The organism is Actinoplanes awajinensis subsp. mycoplanecinus, assembly GCF_001509495.1.
In the GTDB taxonomy this organism is placed as follows: domain Bacteria; phylum Actinomycetota; class Actinomycetes; order Mycobacteriales; family Micromonosporaceae; genus Actinoplanes; species Actinoplanes palleronii.
Genome location: NZ_LLZH01000109.1, coordinates 37,871 through 57,384, shown reverse-complemented (window position 1 = coordinate 57,384; position 19,514 = coordinate 37,871). Strand labels below are relative to the sequence as shown.

20 protein-coding genes are annotated in these 19,514 nt (G+C 71.2%); 7 read left to right on the top strand and 13 right to left on the bottom strand.

What is annotated here, in order from left to right:
* Positions 1 to 181: 181 nt before the first annotated feature.
* Both tuf and ADL15_RS14740 read left to right on the top strand, forming a co-directional pair.
* Positions 182 to 1,372: an elongation factor Tu gene (gene tuf / locus ADL15_RS14745; protein ID WP_067690027.1), complete on the top strand. Its 1,191-nt coding sequence runs from the start codon at positions 182 to 184 to the stop codon at positions 1,370 to 1,372.
* 97 nt (positions 1,373 to 1,469) lie between these two features.
* Positions 1,470 to 2,651, top strand: a complete 1,182-nt coding sequence (locus tag ADL15_RS14740; protein WP_083971258.1) for an LCP family protein — start codon at positions 1,470 to 1,472, stop codon at positions 2,649 to 2,651.
* 175 nt (positions 2,652 to 2,826) lie between these two features.
* Here ADL15_RS14740 and ADL15_RS14735 read toward each other — a convergent pair whose 3' ends face one another.
* Genes ADL15_RS14735 through ADL15_RS14725 form a run of 3 tightly spaced genes read right to left on the bottom strand, consistent with a single transcriptional unit; the run spans position 2,827 to position 6,616 of the window.
* Complete coding sequence (locus ADL15_RS14735; protein WP_067690022.1) at positions 2,827 to 5,100, bottom strand: heavy metal translocating P-type ATPase; 2,274 nt, start codon at positions 5,098 to 5,100, stop codon at positions 2,827 to 2,829.
* An 11-nt stretch (positions 5,101 to 5,111) separates the two neighbouring features.
* Entirely contained in the window at positions 5,112 to 5,984 is an 873-nt protein-coding gene (locus tag ADL15_RS14730) for a hypothetical protein (protein ID WP_067690019.1), read from the bottom strand.
* A 47-nt stretch (positions 5,985 to 6,031) separates the two neighbouring features.
* The gene (locus ADL15_RS14725) at positions 6,032 to 6,616 is read right to left on the bottom strand and encodes a TetR/AcrR family transcriptional regulator (protein ID WP_067690013.1); all 585 of its coding nucleotides are present in this window, start codon (positions 6,614 to 6,616) and stop codon (positions 6,032 to 6,034) included.
* Positions 6,617 to 6,679: 63 nt separating this feature from the next.
* Between ADL15_RS14725 and ADL15_RS14720 the strand changes: the two genes are divergently transcribed.
* Together ADL15_RS14720 and ADL15_RS14715 are read left to right on the top strand one after the other, a co-directional pair.
* A complete protein-coding gene (locus tag ADL15_RS14720) occupies positions 6,680 to 7,498 on the top strand; it encodes an SDR family NAD(P)-dependent oxidoreductase (RefSeq protein WP_067690232.1) in 819 nt (272 codons plus the stop codon).
* Positions 7,499 to 7,505: 7 nt separating this feature from the next.
* Positions 7,506 to 8,270 (top strand): alpha/beta fold hydrolase, encoded by a 765-nt coding sequence (locus tag ADL15_RS14715; protein ID WP_067690007.1) that lies wholly within the window; start codon positions 7,506 to 7,508, stop codon positions 8,268 to 8,270.
* Here ADL15_RS14715 and ADL15_RS14710 read toward each other — a convergent pair.
* From ADL15_RS14710 to ADL15_RS14690, 5 genes are all read right to left on the bottom strand, one after another.
* Positions 8,267 to 9,646 carry a tannase/feruloyl esterase family alpha/beta hydrolase gene (locus tag ADL15_RS14710; protein WP_067690003.1) on the bottom strand — a complete coding sequence of 460 codons (1,380 nt, stop codon included), beginning with the start codon at positions 9,644 to 9,646 and terminating at the stop codon, positions 8,267 to 8,269. The genes ADL15_RS14715 and ADL15_RS14710 overlap by 4 nt on opposite strands.
* A 139-nt stretch (positions 9,647 to 9,785) precedes the next feature.
* Complete coding sequence (locus ADL15_RS14705) at positions 9,786 to 10,751, bottom strand: VOC family protein (RefSeq protein WP_067689999.1); 966 nt, start codon at positions 10,749 to 10,751, stop codon at positions 9,786 to 9,788.
* Positions 10,744 to 11,814, bottom strand: a complete 1,071-nt coding sequence (locus tag ADL15_RS14700) for a 4-oxalomesaconate tautomerase (RefSeq protein WP_067689996.1) — start codon at positions 11,812 to 11,814, stop codon at positions 10,744 to 10,746. Before ADL15_RS14700 ends, ADL15_RS14705 begins: the two co-directional genes overlap by 8 nt.
* Entirely contained in the window at positions 11,811 to 12,488 is a 678-nt protein-coding gene (locus ADL15_RS14695) for a 4-carboxy-4-hydroxy-2-oxoadipate aldolase/oxaloacetate decarboxylase (RefSeq protein ID WP_067689993.1), read from the bottom strand. The genes ADL15_RS14700 and ADL15_RS14695 overlap by 4 nt, the downstream gene beginning before the upstream one ends.
* Positions 12,485 to 13,210: a PIG-L deacetylase family protein gene (locus ADL15_RS14690; RefSeq protein WP_067689990.1), complete on the bottom strand. Its 726-nt coding sequence runs from the start codon at positions 13,208 to 13,210 to the stop codon at positions 12,485 to 12,487. The genes ADL15_RS14695 and ADL15_RS14690 overlap by 4 nt, the downstream gene beginning before the upstream one ends.
* 90 nt (positions 13,211 to 13,300) lie before the next feature.
* On the opposite strand from ADL15_RS14690, the gene ADL15_RS14685 reads away from it, so the two are divergent.
* Both ADL15_RS14685 and ADL15_RS14680 read left to right on the top strand, forming a co-directional pair.
* Positions 13,301 to 14,053 (top strand): NAD(P)-dependent oxidoreductase, encoded by a 753-nt coding sequence (locus ADL15_RS14685; RefSeq protein WP_067689987.1) that lies wholly within the window; start codon positions 13,301 to 13,303, stop codon positions 14,051 to 14,053.
* Positions 14,054 to 14,151: 98 nt separating this feature from the next.
* Complete coding sequence (locus tag ADL15_RS14680) at positions 14,152 to 15,135, top strand: arabinan endo-1,5-alpha-L-arabinosidase (RefSeq protein WP_067689984.1); 984 nt, start codon at positions 14,152 to 14,154, stop codon at positions 15,133 to 15,135.
* A gap of 2 nt (positions 15,136 to 15,137) precedes the next feature.
* On the opposite strand, the gene ADL15_RS14675 is transcribed toward ADL15_RS14680, so the two are convergent.
* Together ADL15_RS14675 and ADL15_RS14670 are read right to left on the bottom strand one after the other, a co-directional pair.
* Positions 15,138 to 15,521 (bottom strand): hypothetical protein, encoded by a 384-nt coding sequence (locus ADL15_RS14675; RefSeq protein ID WP_157441367.1) that lies wholly within the window; start codon positions 15,519 to 15,521, stop codon positions 15,138 to 15,140.
* 68 nt (positions 15,522 to 15,589) lie between these two features.
* Positions 15,590 to 16,012: a hypothetical protein gene (locus tag ADL15_RS14670; protein ID WP_067689976.1), complete on the bottom strand. Its 423-nt coding sequence runs from the start codon at positions 16,010 to 16,012 to the stop codon at positions 15,590 to 15,592.
* A 106-nt stretch (positions 16,013 to 16,118) separates the two neighbouring features.
* On the opposite strand from ADL15_RS14670, the gene ADL15_RS14665 reads away from it, so the two are divergent.
* Positions 16,119 to 16,871, top strand: coding sequence for a helix-turn-helix domain-containing protein (locus tag ADL15_RS14665; RefSeq protein WP_067690229.1), 753 nt, complete (start codon positions 16,119 to 16,121; stop codon positions 16,869 to 16,871).
* 1 nt (position 16,872) lies between these two features.
* Here ADL15_RS14665 and ADL15_RS14660 read toward each other — a convergent pair whose 3' ends face one another.
* From ADL15_RS14660 to ADL15_RS14650, 3 genes are read right to left on the bottom strand one after another with little or no spacing between them, the layout of a single operon-like run.
* The gene (locus ADL15_RS14660) at positions 16,873 to 17,922 is read right to left on the bottom strand and encodes an amidoligase family protein (protein WP_067689973.1); all 1,050 of its coding nucleotides are present in this window, start codon (positions 17,920 to 17,922) and stop codon (positions 16,873 to 16,875) included.
* The gene (locus tag ADL15_RS14655) at positions 17,919 to 18,722 is read right to left on the bottom strand and encodes a hypothetical protein (RefSeq protein ID WP_067689970.1); all 804 of its coding nucleotides are present in this window, start codon (positions 18,720 to 18,722) and stop codon (positions 17,919 to 17,921) included. Before ADL15_RS14655 ends, ADL15_RS14660 begins: the two co-directional genes overlap by 4 nt.
* Positions 18,719 to 19,240: a SigE family RNA polymerase sigma factor gene (locus ADL15_RS14650; protein ID WP_067689968.1), complete on the bottom strand. Its 522-nt coding sequence runs from the start codon at positions 19,238 to 19,240 to the stop codon at positions 18,719 to 18,721. Before ADL15_RS14650 ends, ADL15_RS14655 begins: the two co-directional genes overlap by 4 nt.
* Between the last annotated feature and the right edge of the window lie 274 nt (positions 19,241 to 19,514).

Genomic DNA, 19,514 nt, shown 5'->3' with positions numbered 1-19,514 from the left:
TCAGCTACCCACCTCGGTGGGCGCTCCCGTGCGGGCTCTTCTGGATACGCGAAGCTGACCCTTCCCCACGCAGCGGCAGAACCCGGGGAAGGGTGGCTGCGTCGTGCGCGGTTCTGGCGCACCCCGGTTGGCGTCGGTGTGCGTACCACTCATATGCCTCGCATCCAGTGAGGATCTTCCGATGGCCAAGAGCCAGTTCATCCGTACCAAGCCGCACGTCAACATCGGCACGATGGGTCACGTCGACCACGGCAAGACGACCCTGACCGCCGCGATCACCAAGGTCCTCGCCGACCGCGACCCGGCCTCCAACCGGTATGTCGCGTTCGAGGGGATCGACCGGGCGCCGGAAGAGGCCGCCCGCGGCATCACGATCACCATCGCGCACGTCGAGTACGAGACCCCGAGCCGCCACTACGCCCACGTCGACATGCCCGGCCACGCCGACTACGTGAAGAACATGATCACGGGGGCGGCGCAGGTGGACGGCGCGATCCTGGTCGTCTCGGCGCAGGACGGGTCGATGCCGCAGACCCGGGAGCACGTGCTGCTCGCCCAGCGGGTCGGTGTGCCGTATCTGGTGGTCGCGCTGAACAAGAGCGACATGGTCGACGACCCGGAGCTGCTCGACCTGGTCGAGCTGGAGGTCCGCGAACTGCTGACCTCCTACGGCTTCCCGGGCGCCGACGTGCCGGTGATCCGGGTCAGCGCGCTCAAGGCGCTGCAGGGCGACCCGCACTGGGTCGGCTCGATCGTCGAGCTGCTCCAGGCGGTCGACGACTACGTGCCGGTCCCGCCGCGTTCGCTGGTGGAGCCGTTCCTGATGCCGATCGAGAACGTGCTGTCGATCAGCGGCCGCGGCACCGTGGTCACCGGCAAGGTGGAGCGCGGCGAGCTGCGCGCCGGCGAGCCGGTCGAGGTGGTCGGCCTCGGCCCGACCGTGGCCAGCGTGGCGACCGGGCTGGAGATGTTCGGCAAGGTCCTGGAGTCGGCGCAGGCCGGCGACAACGCGGCGGTGCTGCTGCGCGGGATCAAGCGCGAGCAGGTGCAGCGCGGGCAGGTGGTCGCGGCGGTCGGTTCGGTGCGGCCGCACCAGGCGTTCAAGGCCCGGATGTACGCGTTGACGAAGGAGGAGGGCGGGCGGCACACGCCGTTCGAGGCGAACTACCGCCCGCAGTTCTACTTCCACACCACCGACGTGTCCGGCGGCCTGGACCTGGGCGGCCGTGACCTGGTGATGCCCGGCGACACGTTGGACGAGGTGACCGTGCACCTGGGCAAGCCGGTCGCGCTGGAGGTCGGGCTGGGCTTCGCGGTCCGCGAGGGCAACCGCACGGTCGCCGCCGGCACCGTCACCGCACTGCTCGACTGAGCACCTCACCGCGGGAGTTCCGGCACACCCGGAGCTCCCGCGATGTATTGCGGCCCGTGGATATGATCGCCCCTCGCGTTCAGGGTCAGGAGTTTGCATGCCAGTGGCTACCGATCGGCCCGATGGCCGGCTACGTTCGGCCGGCACGTCGCCGGCGGCCGGCCGCGACGGTGAGAAGCGCCCCCGAGCGCCGCTCTGGGCCAAGCTGATCACCGTCTTCGGCGCGGTGCTGCTGCTGGCCAGCACGGGCACCGCCGTCGCCGCCACCTACCTGCTCGGCAAGGTGACCGACAACCTGCAGACGACCGACTCGGTGCTCGGCGCCGGAGGCGGCGTGGGCGCGCAGACCGGTGGCAAACTGCCCGACGGCGCGGTCAACCTCCTCATGCTCGGCCTGGACACCCGGGCCGGCTGGGAGAAGTCCGGCCTGGGCTCCCGCTCGGACACGATCATCGTGCTGCACATCCCGGCGTCCCGCGACAAGATGCAGATGCTCTCGATCCCCCGGGACACGTACGCGCAGATCCCGGCGGACGAGGAGCTGCACTTCGGCGGCAGCAGCGGGCGGATCAACGGCGCGTTCATGTACGGGTCCCAGGGCACGGGCGGCTGGAAGGGCGGCATGAAGCTCGCCACCAAGGCCGTGCACGACCTGACCGGGATCAGCTTCAACGGCGTCGTCATCATCGACTTCGCCGGGTTCAAGGACATCCTGGAGGCCCTCGGCGGCGTGCGGATGTGCGTGGACCAGCGGATGTGGTCCAGCCACTACGTTGTCGACGGCAAGGGCAAGATCAGCTATGCCAAGGGCGCCGACCCGACGTCGCCGCCCAGCAACGCGCTGTGGTTCGAGAAGGGCTGCCGCGACATGAAGGCGTGGGAGGCTTTGGAGTATTCACGCCTGCGACATTCGGCCAACGGTGACTACGACCGTCAGCGCCACCAGCAGCAGCTGCTGAAGGCGATGGCGAAGAAGGCCACCAGCAACGGTGTCCTGACCAACATGTCGAAGCTCTCCAAGCTCCTCGAGGCGGCCGGCTCCTCGTTGAAGATCGACCCCAACGGCGTCCCGATCGCCGACTTCTTCTTCGGGCTGAAGGGCCTGGCCAACGCGGAGATGATGCCGATCCGCAGCAATGGCGGCACCTACGTCAAGGCGCCCGGCGGCGCGGAGGGCACCAGCGACGAGACCAAGGCGCTGTTCGCGGCCGCCGCCGCCGACAAGCTCGACGCCTTCCTGCTGGACCACCCGAAGATGACCATCAACAGCACCTCCTGACCGGCCACCGGGCGGCCGGTGCGCCGGCGAGGCGACGCCAGCGGCCCGAAAGTCCCCACGCTGCGGGGTTGCGGTGCTTGTGTGTGAAGTTGTGGTGCGGAGCGCGCCGAAAGTCCCCACGCTGCGGGGTTGCGGTGCTTGCGTGGGGAGTTGTGGTGCGGAGCGCACCGTAACTTCACACGCTGGGGCGGAAACCTCGCAGACGCAGGCTGTTGGCGACGACGAAGACCGAGGAGAAGGCCATTGCGGCGCCGGCGATCATCGGGTTGAGCAGGCCCGCGGCGGCCAGCGGCAGGGCGGCGAGGTTGTAGGCGAACGCCCAGAACAGGTTGCTCTTGATGATCCGCAGGGTGCGGCGGGCCAGCCGGATGGCGTCCACCGCCACGGTCAGGTCGCCGCGCACCAGGGTCAGGTCGGACGCCTCGATCGCCACGTCGGCGCCGGTGCCCATGGCCAGGCCCAGGTCGGCCTGTGCCAGGGCGGCGGCGTCGTTCACCCCGTCGCCGGCCATCGCGACCACCTTGCCGGACTGCTGCAAGCGCTCGATCACGGCCACCTTGCCGGCCGGCAGCACCCCGGCGATCACCTCGTCGATGCCGACCTCGGCGGCCACCGCGCGGGCGACCCGCTCGTTGTCGCCGGTGAGCAGGATCGGGGTGAGGCCGAGGCGGCGCAGGCCGGCGACCGCGTCCCGGCTGGTCGGCTTGACCGTGTCGGCGACCGCCAGCACCCCGCGGGCTTCGCCGTCCCAGCCGGCCACGATCGCGGTGCGACCGGCCGCCTCCTGCTCGTCCACGGCCGCGGTGACCTCGGCGGGGACGGTCCAGCCCTCCCGCTCGAACAGGGCCGGGCGTCCGGCGAGGACGGTGCGGCCGGCGACGTCACCGCGTACCCCAAAACCGGCGAAGCTGCTGAAATCGCCAACCGTGAGCGCACCGTCGGCCCCGGCCCCGGATTTTCCGGAAGCCGGTATCGCTGAGGAGCCGGAAAGGCCGGAAGCGGCGGATTCCGGGAGGGGCGCGGACGCAGCCGCGACGATCGCCGCAGCGATCGGGTGTTCGGAAGCGGACTCGACGGCCGCCGCGAACCGCAACAGCTCCGCCGGGTCCTGGCCGTCGGCGGTCCGGACCGCGGCCAGCGCCATGTGCCCGGTGGTCACCGTCCCGGTCTTGTCCAGGACGACGGTGTCCACCCGCCGGGTCTGCTCCAGCGCCTCCGGTCCCTTGATCAGGATGCCGAGCTGCGCCCCGCGACCCGTCCCGACCAGCAGCGCCGTCGGGGTGGCCAGCCCGAGCGCGCACGGGCACGCGATGATCAGCACCGCGACCGCGGCCGTGAACGCGGCGGTCCACCCCGCGCCGGTGCCCACCCACCAGCCCAGTGTCGCCACCGCCAGCCCGATCACCACCGGTACGAACACGCCGGAGATCCGGTCGGCGAGTCGCTGCACGCCTGCCTTGCCGGCCTGGGCCTGCTCGACCAGCCGGGCCATCTGCGCCAGCTGGGTGTCCGCGCCGACCCGGGTGGCCCGGACGATCAGCCGGCCACCGGCGTTGACCGTGCCGCCGACCACGCCGCCGCCCGGACCGACCTCGACCGGCACGCTCTCCCCGGTGAGCATCGACTCGTCCACCGCGGACGCGCCCTCCTCGACCACCCCGTCGGTCGCGACCTTCTCGCCCGGCCGGACCACGAACCGGTCGCCGGGGGAGAGCTGGTCGATCGGGATGCGCACCTCGCCGCCGTCGCGCAGCACCGCGACGTCCTTGGCGCCCATCTCCAGCAGCGCCCGCAGCGCGGAACCGGCGGTCCGCTTGGCGCGCGCCTCGAAATATCGCCCGGCCAGCAGGAACGTGGTGACCCCGGCGGCTGCCTCGAGGTAGATGTTGCCGGCCCCGTCGGTGCGGCCGATGTCCAGGCGGAACGGGTGGGTCATGCCGGGCTCGCCGGCGGTGCCGAGGAACAGCGCCCACAGCGACCAGCCGAACGCGGCGAGCGTGCCGAGCGAGACCAGGGTGTCCATGGTGGCCGCGCCGTGCCGGAGGTTGGTCCAGGCGGCCCGGTGGAACGGCCAGCCGCCGTAGACGACGACCGGGGCGGCGAGGGTCAGCGACAGCCACTGCCAGTAGTCGAACTGCCAGGCCGGGACCATGGCCAGCAGGATCACCGGGATGCTGAGCAGCGCGGAGATCAGCAGGCGGCTTTTCAGCGGATCCGATTTCTCGGAAATTTCCGGTTTCTCGGGAGCGGGCACCGCGGCCGTGTACCCGGTCTTCTCCACCGTCGCGATCAGATCATTCGCGGTCAGCGGCGCATCAAAGGAGACACTGGCCTTCTCCGTGGCGTAGTTGACCGAAGCGGTCACCCCGTCCATCCGGTTCAGCTTCTTCTCGATCCGCGAGGCACAGGACGCGCAGGTCATCCCGCCGATCTCGAGCTCAATCATCATGGCGGAAACCTTCAATTGTGGGTGTGGCCGGCGCCGGTGACGGCGGTGAACTCGGCGAGGTGGACCTTCCCGCCGTGCTGGAACTCCAGGAAGAGCCGGTAGGTCCCGCCGCCCGGCACGGCGGCGTCGACGGTGATGTCCGGCCCGGCGACCGTGCCGTCCTGCGGGTGCATGTGCAGGTAGGCGAGGTCACCCTGGCGCAGCGCGACCAGGTGGCCGAACGACCCCAGGTACGGCTCGAGCGTCACCGGCTGCCCGCCCTTGCTGACCGAAACGGTCATCCACGACGTGGTGCCGGCCTGCGGCTCGCCGGCCCGGGTCACCGTGTACCCGTCCACCTCGGTCTGCCAGCCGGGCGCCGGCAGCTCGCGGGGCTGGTAGTCGCCGGCGGCGGGCACGTCCACACCGAGCACGAAGCCCTCGGCGCGGGCCAGGGGGGTGAAGTCGGCGAACACCCGGTACTGCCCAGAATCGCGGACGGTCACCGCCGCCGACCAGGTCCCGTCGGCCGCCCGGGTCGGGTGCAGGTGCTGATAGCCGGTCAGGTCACGGCGCACCACGATCAGGTGCAGCTCGGTCCCGTGGTCGGCGGAATACTGCGTGACCGCCTTGCCGTCCGGCCCGAGGATCCGGAAGGCGAACGTCTGCGCCGCTCCGGGGGTGAACCGGGTGGTGACCGGGCTCAGCGTGTACCCGTCCTGGGTGATCTGCAGCCCGGCCGGCAGCTGAGCGCTCGACACCTGATGGCCCCCGTGCTCGTCGGTGTGCGCCGGCGCGGCCGCGGGCTTCTCGTCCGGCCCGAGGAACCGGCCCGCGCTCAGCGCCACACCGAAAACCACGATCAACCCCATCGCGTACGCGGTGAGCCGCACCGAAGTCTTCATGCCCCCACCATACACATACCCCTGGGGGGTACCAAGGAGGCGACGTGTCAGGGCCGCAGCGCCGCCGCCGCGGAGTCGAACAACTCGGGCAGGGTGACCGCTCCGTTGCTGCGTGCCCAGGCCTCTCCGGCCACGTCCAAACAGGTGATGGCGCAGGCGACCAGGGCTTCCGCGCGTACGTCCAAGGGGTCCGTGGCGTCGGCCCGGAGCCGGCGGCGGACCTCGGGCAGCAGCGACGCCTGCCACTGCAGGTGCTTCTCGATGTGCCGGGCGCGCAGCGACGGCGTCTCGTACATCATCCGGGTGACCTTGAGCATGGTCTCCCCGTCGTACGCCACGTCCTTGATCGCGTGGAACGCCTGGCGCAGCGCGGTCCACGGGTCCTCGTCGTCCGGCCGTGCCTCGAGGGCCACCCGGGCCAGCTCGCCCTTGGCGGCGAGGTCGCCGAGCACGATGTCCTCCTTCGTCCCGAAGTAGCGGAAGAAGGAGCGCCGGGAGATGCCGGCCGCCTTGGCGATCTCGTCGATCGTGGTGGCCTCGAAGCCGTGCGCCAGGAACAGGCCCATCGCGGTGCGGGCGATCTCGTCGTAGACCGCCTGGCGGGTCCGGTTCCAGAGGGTCTGTTCGGTCATGCCGTCAGCGTACCGTCAATGCCTGGTTGGCACTCAGTGCCAAGTAGGCATAGCATGCACACCATGAGCGCTATCGATTACCGAGCACAGACCGTCCTGATCACCGGGGCCAGCGCCGGGCTGGGCGCCGAGTTCGCCCGCCGGCTCGCCGCGCGTGGCGCCGACCTGGTGCTGGTCGCCCGCCGCGCCGACCGCCTGGAGCGGCTCGCCGCGGAGCTGCCGGGTGTCACGGTCACCACGATCGCGATGGACCTCGCGGCACCGGGCGCCGGCGAGCGGCTCAGCGCGGCCGTCGCCGAGCGCGGGGTGACCGTGACCAGCCTGATCAACAACGCCGGCTTCGGCACCAACGCGCTGTTCCACGAGGAGGACCCGGCCCGGGTCGACGCCGAGATCGCGCTGAACGTGACGAGCCTGGTCGGCATCACCCGGGCCTTCATCGACCGGCTGCGGGCCGGTGACGGCTTCCTGATCAACCTGGCCAGCATCGTGGCGTACCAGTCGAACCCGCGGATGGCGGTCTACGGCGCGACCAAGGCGTTTGTGCTCAGCTTCACCGAGGCGCTCTGGTACGAGTCGCGCGGCACCGGCCTGCGCGTGCTGGCCGTCTCCCCGGGCCCGACCGAGACCGAGTTCTTCGAGGTGGCCGGGCAGGCGGCCGACGGCGGCAACCGGCGGATGCGCGCCGACCAGGTCGTCGACCGGGCGCTGCGGGCCCTCGACCGGCGCAACCCGCCGCCCAGCGTGGTGACCGGCGCGGCGAACCGGACCATGACGTTCGCCAACCGCCTGGTCAGCCGCCGCCTGCAGGCCACCGTGGTGGGCAAGCTGATGGAGCGGTCGGCGGGTGCCCCGGCAACAATCAGCACCCCTAGTGCATGATCTTTGCATGACGACGTTCCGAGCCGACGACGGTGTGGAGATCTTCTACCAGGTGTGGGAGAACGAGTCCGCGCTGCCGCCCGTGCTGCTGCACCACGGTTTCATCGCCGACGGGCGGACCAACTGGGTACTGCCCGGCGTGGTGGCCGCGTTGACCGGCGCCGGGCGGCGGGTGGTCGCGATCGACGCGCGCGGCCACGGCCGCTCCGGCAAACCCCACGACCCTTCACGGTACGGCGAGGCCAGGATGTCCAGCGACGTGATCGCGCTGCTCGACCTGCTCGGCATCACCGAGGTGGACCTGGCCGGCTATTCGATGGGCGCCATCGTCGCGCTGCTGACCGCGACCCGTGACACCCGGGTCCGGCGCCTGGTGGTCGGCGGGGTGGGCGCCGGCGTGGTCGAGGTCGGTGGCCTGGACACCCGGGTGGTCGGCGGGGACCGGCTGCTGCACGCGCTGCGTACCGACGACCCGTCGTCGATCACCGACCCGGCGGCGGCCGGCTTCCGGGCGTTCGTCGAGGCGGTCGGCGGGGACCGGCTGGCCCTGGCGGCGCAGGCGGCCGCGGTGCACGTGGCCGGGATCCCGCTGGAGACGATCAAGGCACCGACCCTGGTGCTGGCCGGCGCCGCGGATCCCCTGGCGGTCCGGCCGGAGGTGCTGGCCGGGGCGATCCCGGGCGCGGTGCTGCGTACCGTGCCCGGGGACCACATGTCGGCGCTGCGCGACCCGGGGTTCGTCCCGGCGCTGGTGGAGTTCTTGACTGTCTAGCTACAGACCAGCTTGCCGTTCACCACGCGGCAGGTCTTCTGGTAACCGTGGGTGTAGAGGGCCGCGCCGGCCCAGTCGTAGCCGGCAGCCGGTGCGCCCCGCTCCACGAACGGCGCGACCGCCCGGGACGTGGTCGCCGGGGTGGCCACGATCGACCCCGGCCGGGTGCCGGTCTCCACCCAGGCCATCACCGGGGTGAGCACGTCGAACGTGTTCGGGCCGAGCCCGCCGCCGCAGTGCGCCATGCCCGGGAACAGGTAGAGCCGGGCGAAGGCGTCCACGGTCCGGCCGCCCATCGTCCGGCGCATCGTGTCGTAGTAGTTGAGCGTCGCCTGCGGGGAGATGTGCTGGTCGGACCAGCCGTGCCAGAGGACCAGCTTGCCGCCGCCGCGGCGGAACCGGCTCAGATCCGGGTCGGTGGCCGAGAGGTAGTCCGAGGTGCGTACCGTCTCGCGGAACGACGCCAGGGTGAACTTCAGGTCGGTGAGCTGGTAGTCCGGGTCGGCGACGTTGCGGTAGGCGAGATAGCGCAGGAACGACAGCGCGATGTTCTCGCTGAACGTCACGTCACCCTGCTTTGCCGGTACGAACAACGTCCAGTCCAGCTCGGAGCCCCACTCGTGGGAGATCTCCTGTTCGAGGCGCCGCCCGTCCGCGTCGGTCGCCCCGTCGTGCAGCTTGCGCACCACGGCCGCCTGCGCCCGGGTCAGGCAGGTCGCGGTGTCCGGGCAGACCAGCGTGCCCGGGTCGAACCGGCAGTCGCGCGGGTCGTCGAGGATCCCGTCGGCCACCCCGTCGAGCCGGTCACACGCCCGGATCACCGCCGCGTGGATCAGCGGCAGCTTGTCGGCCAGCAGGATGTACTGCCCGTTCGCGTCCTTGTTGGCCAGCACGTTCCACGCGTGGTGGAACGTGTTCTGCACGACGATGTTGCCGGCCGCCCAGGAGCCGTCGTTCTTGCCCTGGTGGCCCATGTCGGTGGTGGCGCTGGCGATCGTCGCGTCGGCGACCGGCCGGCAGCCCGCAGCCTGGGTGTAGTTGATCGTCGCGCTGCCGCACAGCCCGCCGCACCCGGTCTGCAGGTACCGCTGGGTCCAGCCCTGGGTCGGCAGCCGCATCACGACGGTGTTCGCCGGCGCGATGGTCCCGGTCACCGCGCAGTAGGGGGCGGGAGCGTTCGCACTGGTCACCACGGCGGAGGTGATGGTGACGCCGCTCAGCTCGACCGTGGTGAGGTCCGCGCAGGACATCACCGGCAGGACGGCTTCGAGGTTGGCGAGCCCGCCGGGCGCGGCGGTGGCCCGGGCGTCACCGGGCATCAGGAGCGTGGCCGCGACCAGCAGCAGCACCGCGGTGATCGTTTTGACGAAGGACATATCCGATCTCCCGTCATCGACGTGAGTCAAAAGATAAGTCTCGATACATGTTATTAACAAGATGGCTATCAAGATTATTGACAATCGACGACGACGGCCCGGCGCGCGGTGCGCCGGGCCGTCTTTTCCGTACGTACGATCAGGCCCACTCCGCCTCGGCCACCGGCGGCGTCCCATGTGTGTGGAACGTCTGGATGGTCTTGAGACCCCACGCCTGTCCCTTGGCCCGCTCCGCCTCGGTCCAGGTGACCACCTCGTGGTCCGGGGCGAGCAGCAGCCGCGCGCCGGCGTTGCACAGCTCGATCCGGTTCCCGCCCGGCTCGTAGACGTACAGGAAGAAGGTCTGCTGGATGGCGTGCTTGTGCGGCCCGGTCTCGATGTGGATCCCGGCCTCCAGGAACACGTCCGCGGCCCGCAGGATGTCCTCGCGGGTGTCGGTGGCGAACGCGATGTGGTGCAGCCGCCCCTCGGAGCCGGTCCAGTCCCGGGTGTAGACCACGTCGTAGGACTTGTCGCTGAACGTGTACCAGATCGCGGCCTTGGTGCCGTCGTCCAGCACGATCTGCTCGCTCGGCCGCCCGCTGAGCGCGTCGCTGACGAACGTCTCGGCCTGCGGCACGTCCCGGGCCAGGAAGTTGATGTGGTCGAGGCGGCGCACGTTGGAGCCGCGGCCGGGGAACCTGGCGGCCTGGTTCTTCAGCGACGGCCGGGTCTCGTCCGAGGCGACGTACCGCTGGGTCTCCCAGTAGACGCCGAGCTGGTGGCCGTCCGGGTCGGTGAAGTGGAAGACCGGCCCGTACGCCGGCTCGTCCTTGCTCCACCCCTCGCCGAGCCCGGCCCGTTCGATCGCGGCGACCCGCCGCTCCAGGGCCTCCGGGCTGCGCGCCCGCAGCCAGGTCCGCCCGATCCCGGAGGTCGCCGCGCCGGTCACCTTGACCGAGAACCGCTCGTAGTCGTCCCAGGTGTGCAGGTAGACGCTGTCGCCGCGCCGGTCGACCACCTCCATGGCCATCTGGTCGGTGAAGAACCGGACGGTCTCCTCCAGCACCGGGGAGAAGAGCTCGACCGCGGAGACGTGCGCGATGTCGCGAAGGCGTTCAGCCATGGTGGATGTCCTCCCGGGGGTAGACCTGTCCGTCGAGGAGCAGGCGCGCGGTGCTCACGATCGCCGAGCGGCCGACCGTGATCTCGTCCTCGGCCGTGTCGACGTCGATGATCACGTCGTAGAAGCCGGTGGGGTGTTCCAGGCGGATGGTCGCCGGTGCGTCCTCGATGTACGCGACGGTGTCCGGGATGGCCGCGGCGGTGCCGACGCTGACCGCCGCGAGCACCCCGATCGACGCGTGCACCCGGTGCGGGATGAACATCCGGGTGCTCAGCGTGCCGCCGTGGGCCGGGTCGGCGAGCAGGCACATCTTCGGGACTGTGGCGGCGCTGACGTCACCGAGGCCCATCAGCTTCCCGGCGATCAGCCGCAGCTCCTCGACCCGCCGGCGCAGGCGGTTGTCCGCCTCCAGCTGGGCCGGGGTCTCGTAGCCGGAGACGCCCAGGTCACCGGCGTTGATCAGCACCACCGGCATGCCGTTGTCGATCAGCGTGGCCGGTACGCCGTCCAGGTCGTCGCGGACCCGGCCGGTGGGCAGCAGGCCGGGTGCGACCGAGCCGGCGGTGTCCCGGAACTCGACCTCGATCCGGGCGGCCGTGCCCGGGACGCCGCTGAGCGCGGTGTCGCCGGAGTACTCGACCCGGCCGTCCGGGGTGGGCACGGTGACGACGGCGAGGGCGCCGGTGTTGACCATGCGGACTCGTACCCTCGTGGTGTGGTCGTGAACGGTGACCAGGCCGCGTTCGATCGCGAACGGACCCACCCCGGCCAAGATGTTGCCGCACGGCTGTTCCGCGCTGACGATCGGTGAGTCCACCTGGACCTGCAGGAACAGGTAGTCGACGTCGGCGTCGTCCGTCGCGGAGCGGCTGATCACGGCGACCTTGCTGGTCAGTGGGTGCCCGCCGCCGATCCCGTCGATCTGCCGGGGGTCGGGCGAGCCCATGATCGCCAGCAGCAGCCGATCCCGCTCGGCCTCGTCGGCGGGCAGGTCCTCCTGACGGAAGTACGCGCCCTTGGACGTCCCGCCGCGCATGATCAGGACCGGAACCGGGGTGGTCATCGGTACTCCACGCCCAGCTGCTCGAGCAGCGGCCGCAGCTGGTACATGTCCACGCCCAGCTCGCCGGCGGCCAGCCGCTCGCGCTTCGCCGCCTCGTTCGCGGTCCTGGCCTGGGCTTTCTTCACAACGGCCTCAGCTCTGGAAAACGGGATCACCACGATGCCGTCGTCGTCGGCCACGATCGCGTCGCCCGGCTCGACCACCTGTCCGCAGAGGACCACCGGGACGTTCACCGAGCCGGGACTGGCCTTGACCGTGCCCTGCGGACTGATCGCCCGCGCCCACACCGGGAAGCCCATCTCGCGCAGCTCGGCGGCGTCGCGCACCCCGGCGTCCAGGATCACGCCGACCGCGCCGTGCGCCCGCAGCGACGTGGCCAGCAGGTCACCCAGCATGCCGTCGGTGGACGGCGACGTGGTCGTGACGACCACGACGTCACCGGGGCGGACCGTCTCCACCGCCGCGTGGATCATCAGGTTGTCGCCGGGGTGGCAGGAGACGGTCACCGCCGAGCCGGCGATCCGCGCGCCGGACTGGATCGGGCGCAGCTCCGGGGTGAACGCCCCGCGCCGCCCGTCCGCCTCGTGCACCGTGGACGCGCCCTCGTCGGCGAGCCCCTTCAGGACGTCGGCGGCGACCCGCTCGATGCTCTGGACCACGACGTGGCGGCTCACGACAGCTCCCGGGTGACCTGCGGGTAGATCCGCATGTACGCCTCGGCCCGGGTCTCGTTCGGCAGCCCCAGGTTCGGACCGGAGTTGCGGGCCGCCTGCAGGCCGCGGCGGGCGCCGAGCTCGGTGTAGTACGCGTGCAGGTGCTTCTGCGCGGCCAGGATCTCCATGGCCTCGCGCTTGCGCTCCCACACCTCGCTGACGTCCAGCAGCACGTCCGGCACGAAGCCGCACTGCTCCGGCTGGTGCGGCTCGAAACAGAACACCGGCGGCGCGCCGATCACCTCGCCGGGCCCCTCGACGCCCGGCGCCTGGGCCAGCACCCGGGCCTTGAGCGCGATCTGGTGCGCGAACGCGTGGTCGCCGTTGTACGGGTCGGCCGGCGCGTGGGTCAGCACCACCGACGGCTGCACCTCGCGGTACAGGTCGATCAGGCCCTGCAGCAGCGCGGGCGTCTCGACCAGCGGGTAGTCGTTCGCGTCGAAGAACCGGACCTCGGCGCCGAGCACCTTGGCGGCCTGCTCGGCCTCCTCGCGCCGGTGCGCCTTGACCTGGTCGAGGGTGTACCCCTTGCGCCACAGCGAGGCCGACTCGCCGCGCTCGCCGAAGCTCATGCAGCCGATCACCACGCGCTGGCCCCGGGAGTTGGCCAGGGCGATCGCGCCCGCGGCGCGCCAGACGAAGTCACCGACGTGTGCGGTGAGTACCAGGGTGGAATCGGTCATTACGCTCCCCAACGTCCGCCAATATGATTGTTAACAATCGACGCGATCCACCTTAGAGTCGGTGCAGGCCTGAAGCAACGGAGCGCTTTCATGATCATTGCTGTCCTGGGGCTGGGTGAGGCCGGTGGCCTGATCGCGGCCGACCTGGTCGCCGCGGGTGCCACCGTGCGCGGGTACGACCCCCGGCAGGCGCCGCCGGCGGGTGTCGTGGTGACCGGCAGCGACGCCGAGGCGTGCACCGGCGCGGACGTCGTGCTCAGCGTGAACAGCGCGGCCGACGCGCTCGACGCGTTGCGCGCCTCGCTGCCGGCGTGTGCGCCCGGCACCGTCTGGGCCGATCTCAACACCGCGACGCCGGGGCTCAAGGAGCTGCTGCGCGCCGAGGCGGCCGGCGCCGTCGAGGTGGTGGACGTGGCGCTGATGTCCCCCGTACCGGGAAATGGTCTTCGCACTCCGATGACCATGGCGGGACCCGCCGCCGGACAGCTCGCCGCGACCCTCGGCGGTCTCGGCGCCGACGTGGTGGTGCTGGACGGGCCGGTCGGCACCGCGGCCACCCGCAAGCTGCTGCGCAGCGTGTTCTACAAGGGCATGGCCGCGGCCGTGGTCGAGGCCCTGGAAGCGGCGAAGGCGGCCGGGCTCGAGGAGTGGCTGCGCGGCAACATCGCCGCCGAGCTGATCAAGGCGGACGCGGCGACGCTGGACCGGCTGGTGGACGGCTCGAAGAAGCACGCGGTGCGCCGCCGCGAGGAGATGGCCGCCGCCGCCGAGCTGCTCACCGAGCTGGGGGTGCCGCCGCGGGTGGCGACCGCGAGCCGGGACTGGCTCACCGATCTGATCTGATCTTTCTCGGTCCAGCGTTTCAGTCTCGGCGGGCAACCTTTCCCGCCCGCCGGGACACCTTCCGGGTACATCCCCATCCTCGGAAGGCTCATCCCCCTATGACTTCCCGGTTCCGTAAGTGGCTGCTCGCCGGTGTCACCGGCGTGGTGGCCGTGTCCGCCAGCGTCTACGGCCTGACCACCGCGAACGCCGCGACCTACCCGAACCCCGGCGCGGTCACCGGCTCGACCGGAGCGCACGACCCGACGATCGTGAAGACGCCGGCCGGCGGGTACCTGCTGGCCGCGACCGGTGACGGCATCACACTGAAGACCTCGAGCGACCGCACGAAGTTCACCGACGCGGGCAAGGCGTTCCCGAACGGCACGGCGTGGGCCGACGCGTACACCGGTGGCAGCGCGACCCTGTGGGCGCCGGACATCTCGTACCACAACGGCAAGTACCTGATGTACTACGCCGCCTCCACGTTCGGCTCCAGCAAGTCGGCGATCTTCCTGGCCGGTTCCACCACCGGCGCGGCCGGGACCTGGACGAACTACGGCAAGATCCTCGAGTCGACCGCGACCAGCGGCTGGAACGCGATCGACCCGAACCTGACGGTCACCCCGGCCGGCGAGTGGTACCTGAGCCTCGGCTCGTTCTGGACCGGCCTCAAGATGGTCAAGCTGAACCCGTCGACCGGCAAGCGGGCCGACACCACGCTGGTCAACCTCGCCGAGCGCTTCGTGAACAGCAAGTCGGTCGAGGCGCCGTACGTCTACCACCGCGGCGGGTACTACTACCTGTTCATGGCGTTCGACCTGTGCTGCAAGGGCGCGTCGAGCACGTACCGGACCACGGTGGCCCGGTCGACGTCGGTGACCGGGCCGTACAAGGACCGGGCCGGCACGCTGACCACGGCGGGCGGCGGCACCGAGATCCTGGCCTCGCACGACACCATCTACGGCCCCGGCCACCCGTCGGTCTTCGCGGACGGTGACGGTGACGTGCTGGTGTACCACTACTACACCGCCGCGGGTGACGCCAAGCTCGGCATCAACCGGCTGACCTGGAGCTCGACCGGCTGGCCGACGGTCTCCTGAGGTCAGATCCGGCGGCGCCACCAGGGCCACTCGGGTGGCGTCGCCGGGTCGTGATGGGTCCGGCTCAGAAAGACCTCGTCCAGCGGATCGACCACGGCCGCCAGCTCCCGCCGGGTCCGGCCGGTGAGCCGGAGGAGCGTCTGGTCCAGCACGTCCCGGTCGTCCAGGTCGTCGCAGCAGGGGCAGCCGGCGGCGGCGCTCGTCAGGAGCCGGGCCCGCGGTTGGTGCACCGCCCGGCGCCATCCGGCCACGGCACGCCCGACGGCGCCCGCGCCCACGTGGGAACGCTCTATGGAGCGGATCTCGCGGATGGTGGCCGCGCTCAACCCGTCGATCGCCACGGTCTCACCCCGGTGCGCCCGGGGAGCGGGCGGCTTACGCCCCATCGTCCTTCACGGTCGTCGTCATGGCCCCGATGCTGGCACGCCGGCCACCCGGGCCGCCACCGGATAACTCAGCCCTCGATGAACTGGTAGTCGTGGCTGATCCGGCCGTCCGGCGCGAGCAGCAGCACCTCCAGACCGGTGGCCACCGGCTCGCCGCCGTCGCGGGGCACCATCTGCCAGCGGAACTTGACCACGTCCCGGATCCGGTCGGCGTCGCCCACCGCCCGGAACACGAACGTCCCCGGCGCCACGAACTCCTGGTAGGCGCGGGCCACCCGGACCTCCAGCGCGTCGTGCCCGGTCGCGTCCAGGACCAGCCGGTCGAAGCCGAGCGCGGCGGCGGCCGCCCGCATCTCCTGCGGCGCGTTGAGCACGTGGGTCGCGCCGGAGGACCAGAGCTCACGGACGGCGGTGCGCCGGCGCTCCGGGTCGGGCTCGTTCCACACCGTCACGTACCGGTCGGTCAAGGTCTTCAGGTCGTTGTCAGCCATGGCGGCAACTCTTCTGACGCGGGTGCGGCCCGGCAATTCCCCGCCGGGAATCGCGCGGCCGCGCCGCAGCCGGTACACAGGAGCGGTGCAATCGGTGAACGACGCGATGCGGACCTGGCGCACCCGGCGGCGGGTCAGCCAACTCGAGCTGGCCACCCGGGCCGGCACCACCCAGCGGCACGTCAGCTTCATCGAGAGCGGGCGCTCGGCACCGGGCCGCGAGATGATCATCAGGCTGGCCGAGTCCCTCGACGTGCCGATCCGGGACCGCAACGACCTGCTGCTGGCGGCCGGGTTCGCGCCGGCGTACCCGGAGAGCGGCCTGGACGACCAGCGGCTCGCACCGGTGCGCATCGCCCTCGACCGGATCCTGCAGGGTCACCTGCCGTATCCGGCCGTGGTCGTCGACCGGCACGGCGACCTGGTCTCCGCGAACGCCGGTTTCGCCATGCTCACCCGCGGTGTCGATCCGGCGTTGCTCACCCCGCCGGTCAGCGTGCCCCGGGTCCTGCTGCACCCGCGCGGTCTCGCGCCGCGCATCGTCAACCTGGGGGAGTGGGCCCGGCACGTGATCGACCGGGTGCGGGCGGAGAGCCTGCGCAACCCGGACGACCGGCTCCGGAGCCTGGCCGCGGAACTCGACGGTTATGCGCCCCCGCGCCCGCGACAGCTCCCGCCGGGACATCTCGGCTTCGCGGTGCCGCTGCGCCTGCGGGCCGGCGACCGCGAGTTGCGGTTGATCACCACACTGACCCATTTCGGTACGGCCACCGACGTCACCGTCGCCGAACTGCGCCTGGAAGCGTTCCTGCCCGAGGACGAGCCGACCGCGACCGCCCTCGCCGAGCTGGTCCGCTAGGTCAGTCCCGGCCGGCCAGGGCCTCGGCGGCCAGCTCCAGCAGCGTCTCCACGTCGTCGCCGTCCGGGATCGGCTCCGGGTACGTGCACCGGTCCAGCAGCAGCTCGACGAGCGCGGCCTGGTCGATGATCGGCCCCGCCTCGATCGCACCGGGCAGGATCCGGATCTCCACGGTGTCCCGGATCGGGGTGTCGGTGAGCAGCTGGGTCAGGTTCACGTCGAAGTACTTGGTCAGCTCGCCCTCGGCCGCGGCGGTGCGCAGCTCGGCGTAGGTCGGGGTGCCCTTGACCGCGGTGACCAGCGGTTCCGGCAGCGGGGCCAGTCGCCGGCAGGCCGGGTTGGTGCGCAGCACCGCCCGCAACGACTCGCGCTGGTAGGAGAACAGCCGCACCAGGTTGGCCAGCGCGTGGGGTGCCCGGAACGGCCCGCCGTCCACGTGCAGGTGCACGGCCGCCTCGTACGGGACGGTGAACCCCAGCTCGCGCGCCGGCCCGAGCAGCTCTTCCAGCCGTTCTTCGTGGCCGGTGGTCAGCGGCGGGGTGATGATCTCGCACGGTCGTTCGCGTTCCCCGCCCATCGGCGCGGCCAGGGCGATCGTCACGTCACCGGCGTCGTTCAGCCGGTACACGTCGCCGTGCTGCTGAACCCGGCTGCCCCACAGCTGGGCCGGCTCGGTCAGCACGGTGCCGATGGTGCCGGCCGGGTCGCTGTGCCGGGCCAGCAGCCGCAGCAGCCGGCCGTCGTCGGTGAGCACCCGGAACCAGCCCGGCTGCGGCGGCGCCTTCGGGTCGAGCCCGGCCATCAGCGTGATGTCGTCGACGAGGGTGCAGAGCAGCGAGCCGTCCGGGCGGCGCACCTCGAAACCCTGGGTCAGGTGCAGGAACCGGCCCAGTCCGGGGACCAGCGACGGTTCGCTGTCGGAGTGCCACACCGGCCGGACGCTGCCCCCGCAGCGTCCGGCCAGGTCCGTGGCGAGGGTGCGCCGGCTGACCCTGGCGGGGGCCATCAGCTCGATTTCGAAGCCGGTGCGCCGGCGCAACCTCGAGGTCACGGCTTGATCGGCAGCGTCTGACCCGCGAGGAGCCGCTTGCCGCCCGCGATCTTGGCGTCGTACGGGGTCTTCAGCTTCCACAGCTTCGCCAGCTTGACGGCGTCTTCGTAGTCGTACCCGGCGTTGAGGAACGCGTCCACCCGGGCGCCCTCCTGTGCCTGCTCGGCGGCCTTCGGATCCGGCTTGATCGGCAGGGTCTGACCGGCCAGCAGCCGCTTGCCGCCCGCGACCTTGGCGTCGTACGGGGACTTGAGCTTCCACAGTTTGGCGAGCTTGACCGCGTCGTTGTAGTTGTACCCGGCCTCGAAGAACTTGATCACCGAGGGCGGGGTGGTCACATCGGGAGCGGGGACGTGCTGGAACGGCAGGGTCTCGCCGGCCAGCAGCCGTCGCCCGGCCTCGCCCTTGATCGCGGCGATGTCGCTGGTCGGCATGTTCCACAGCTTCGCGAGCTTGAACGCGTCGTCGTAGTCGTAGCCGGCCTTGAAGTACGCGGCGTACGCGGCCTCCGGGTCCACGCTCGGCGTCACACTCGGCGACGCCTGTGCGGCCGCCACGAACGGCGAGCCGGCCGAGCCGGTGCCCGCGTCGGGGCTGCCCGGAAGGATCGCGGGCAGGTTCACCACCGCGGCGATCAGGCCGGCGCCCAGTGCGGCGCCACCGGCCACGGAGGCGCCCCGGCGACGCCACTTGTGCTTGGTGGAGAGCTCGACGACCTTGGCGTACACCGCGGCCGGGTCGGGGGTCTGGTTCTCGTGGGACTCGAATGCTTCGCGCAGCCGGTCACCGTGGTTGGTCACGACTTCTCCTCGGCAGAAACCATCATCATTTCCCGCTCCGACGAGAGACGGAGCGTTCGTAGTGCCTTCGAGGCCTGACTGCGCACCGTCGCCGGGGAGCAGTTGAGCAGATCGCCGATGGACTCGTCGTCGAGCTGCTCGTAGTAGCGCAGCACGAGCACGGCCCGCTGCTTGCGGCCGAGCTTGGCCAGGCGGTTCCAGATGGCGTCGGACTCGACGACCCGGTCGGCGTGGTCGTGCACCCCGCCGCGGGCGTCGTCGATCTCGGCCAGACGTTCTCCGGCCAGATGCAGGTTGCGCACCGCCCAGGAGCGCCGCCAGCTGAGGTACTCGTTGAGCACCATCCGCCGGACGTACGCCTCGGGTGAATCCGCGTCCCTGATCCGCTTCCACCGGACGTGCGCACGGGCCAGCACCTCCTGCACGACATCCTGTGCGAGATGACGGTCGCCGGTAAGTACGACCGCGTACCGCAGCAGGCTGGGCAGGCGGGCCATCGCGAACTGCTCGAAGGTCACACCTGAATCGACGCGTCCCGAGTCGCTCCTGTGCACCGGCGTTCCCGACTTTCTCCGAAAAGTTTCTACCGCCTCCATCCTGCGCCGGATCGTCGTGACTCACGGCCGCACACCATCAACCCCATATGGTACGAATTCGGAGCACCCGTCCGTAGGCTACGAGCCACGGCGCCGCCCGTGAGGCCGCCGCGAGACCGCTGCCACCCCGGACCGCGACGCGGCCCAGCGCCCCGGCTGGTCCTCAGGGGTGTCTCGACCGCGCGGAAGGACCCCT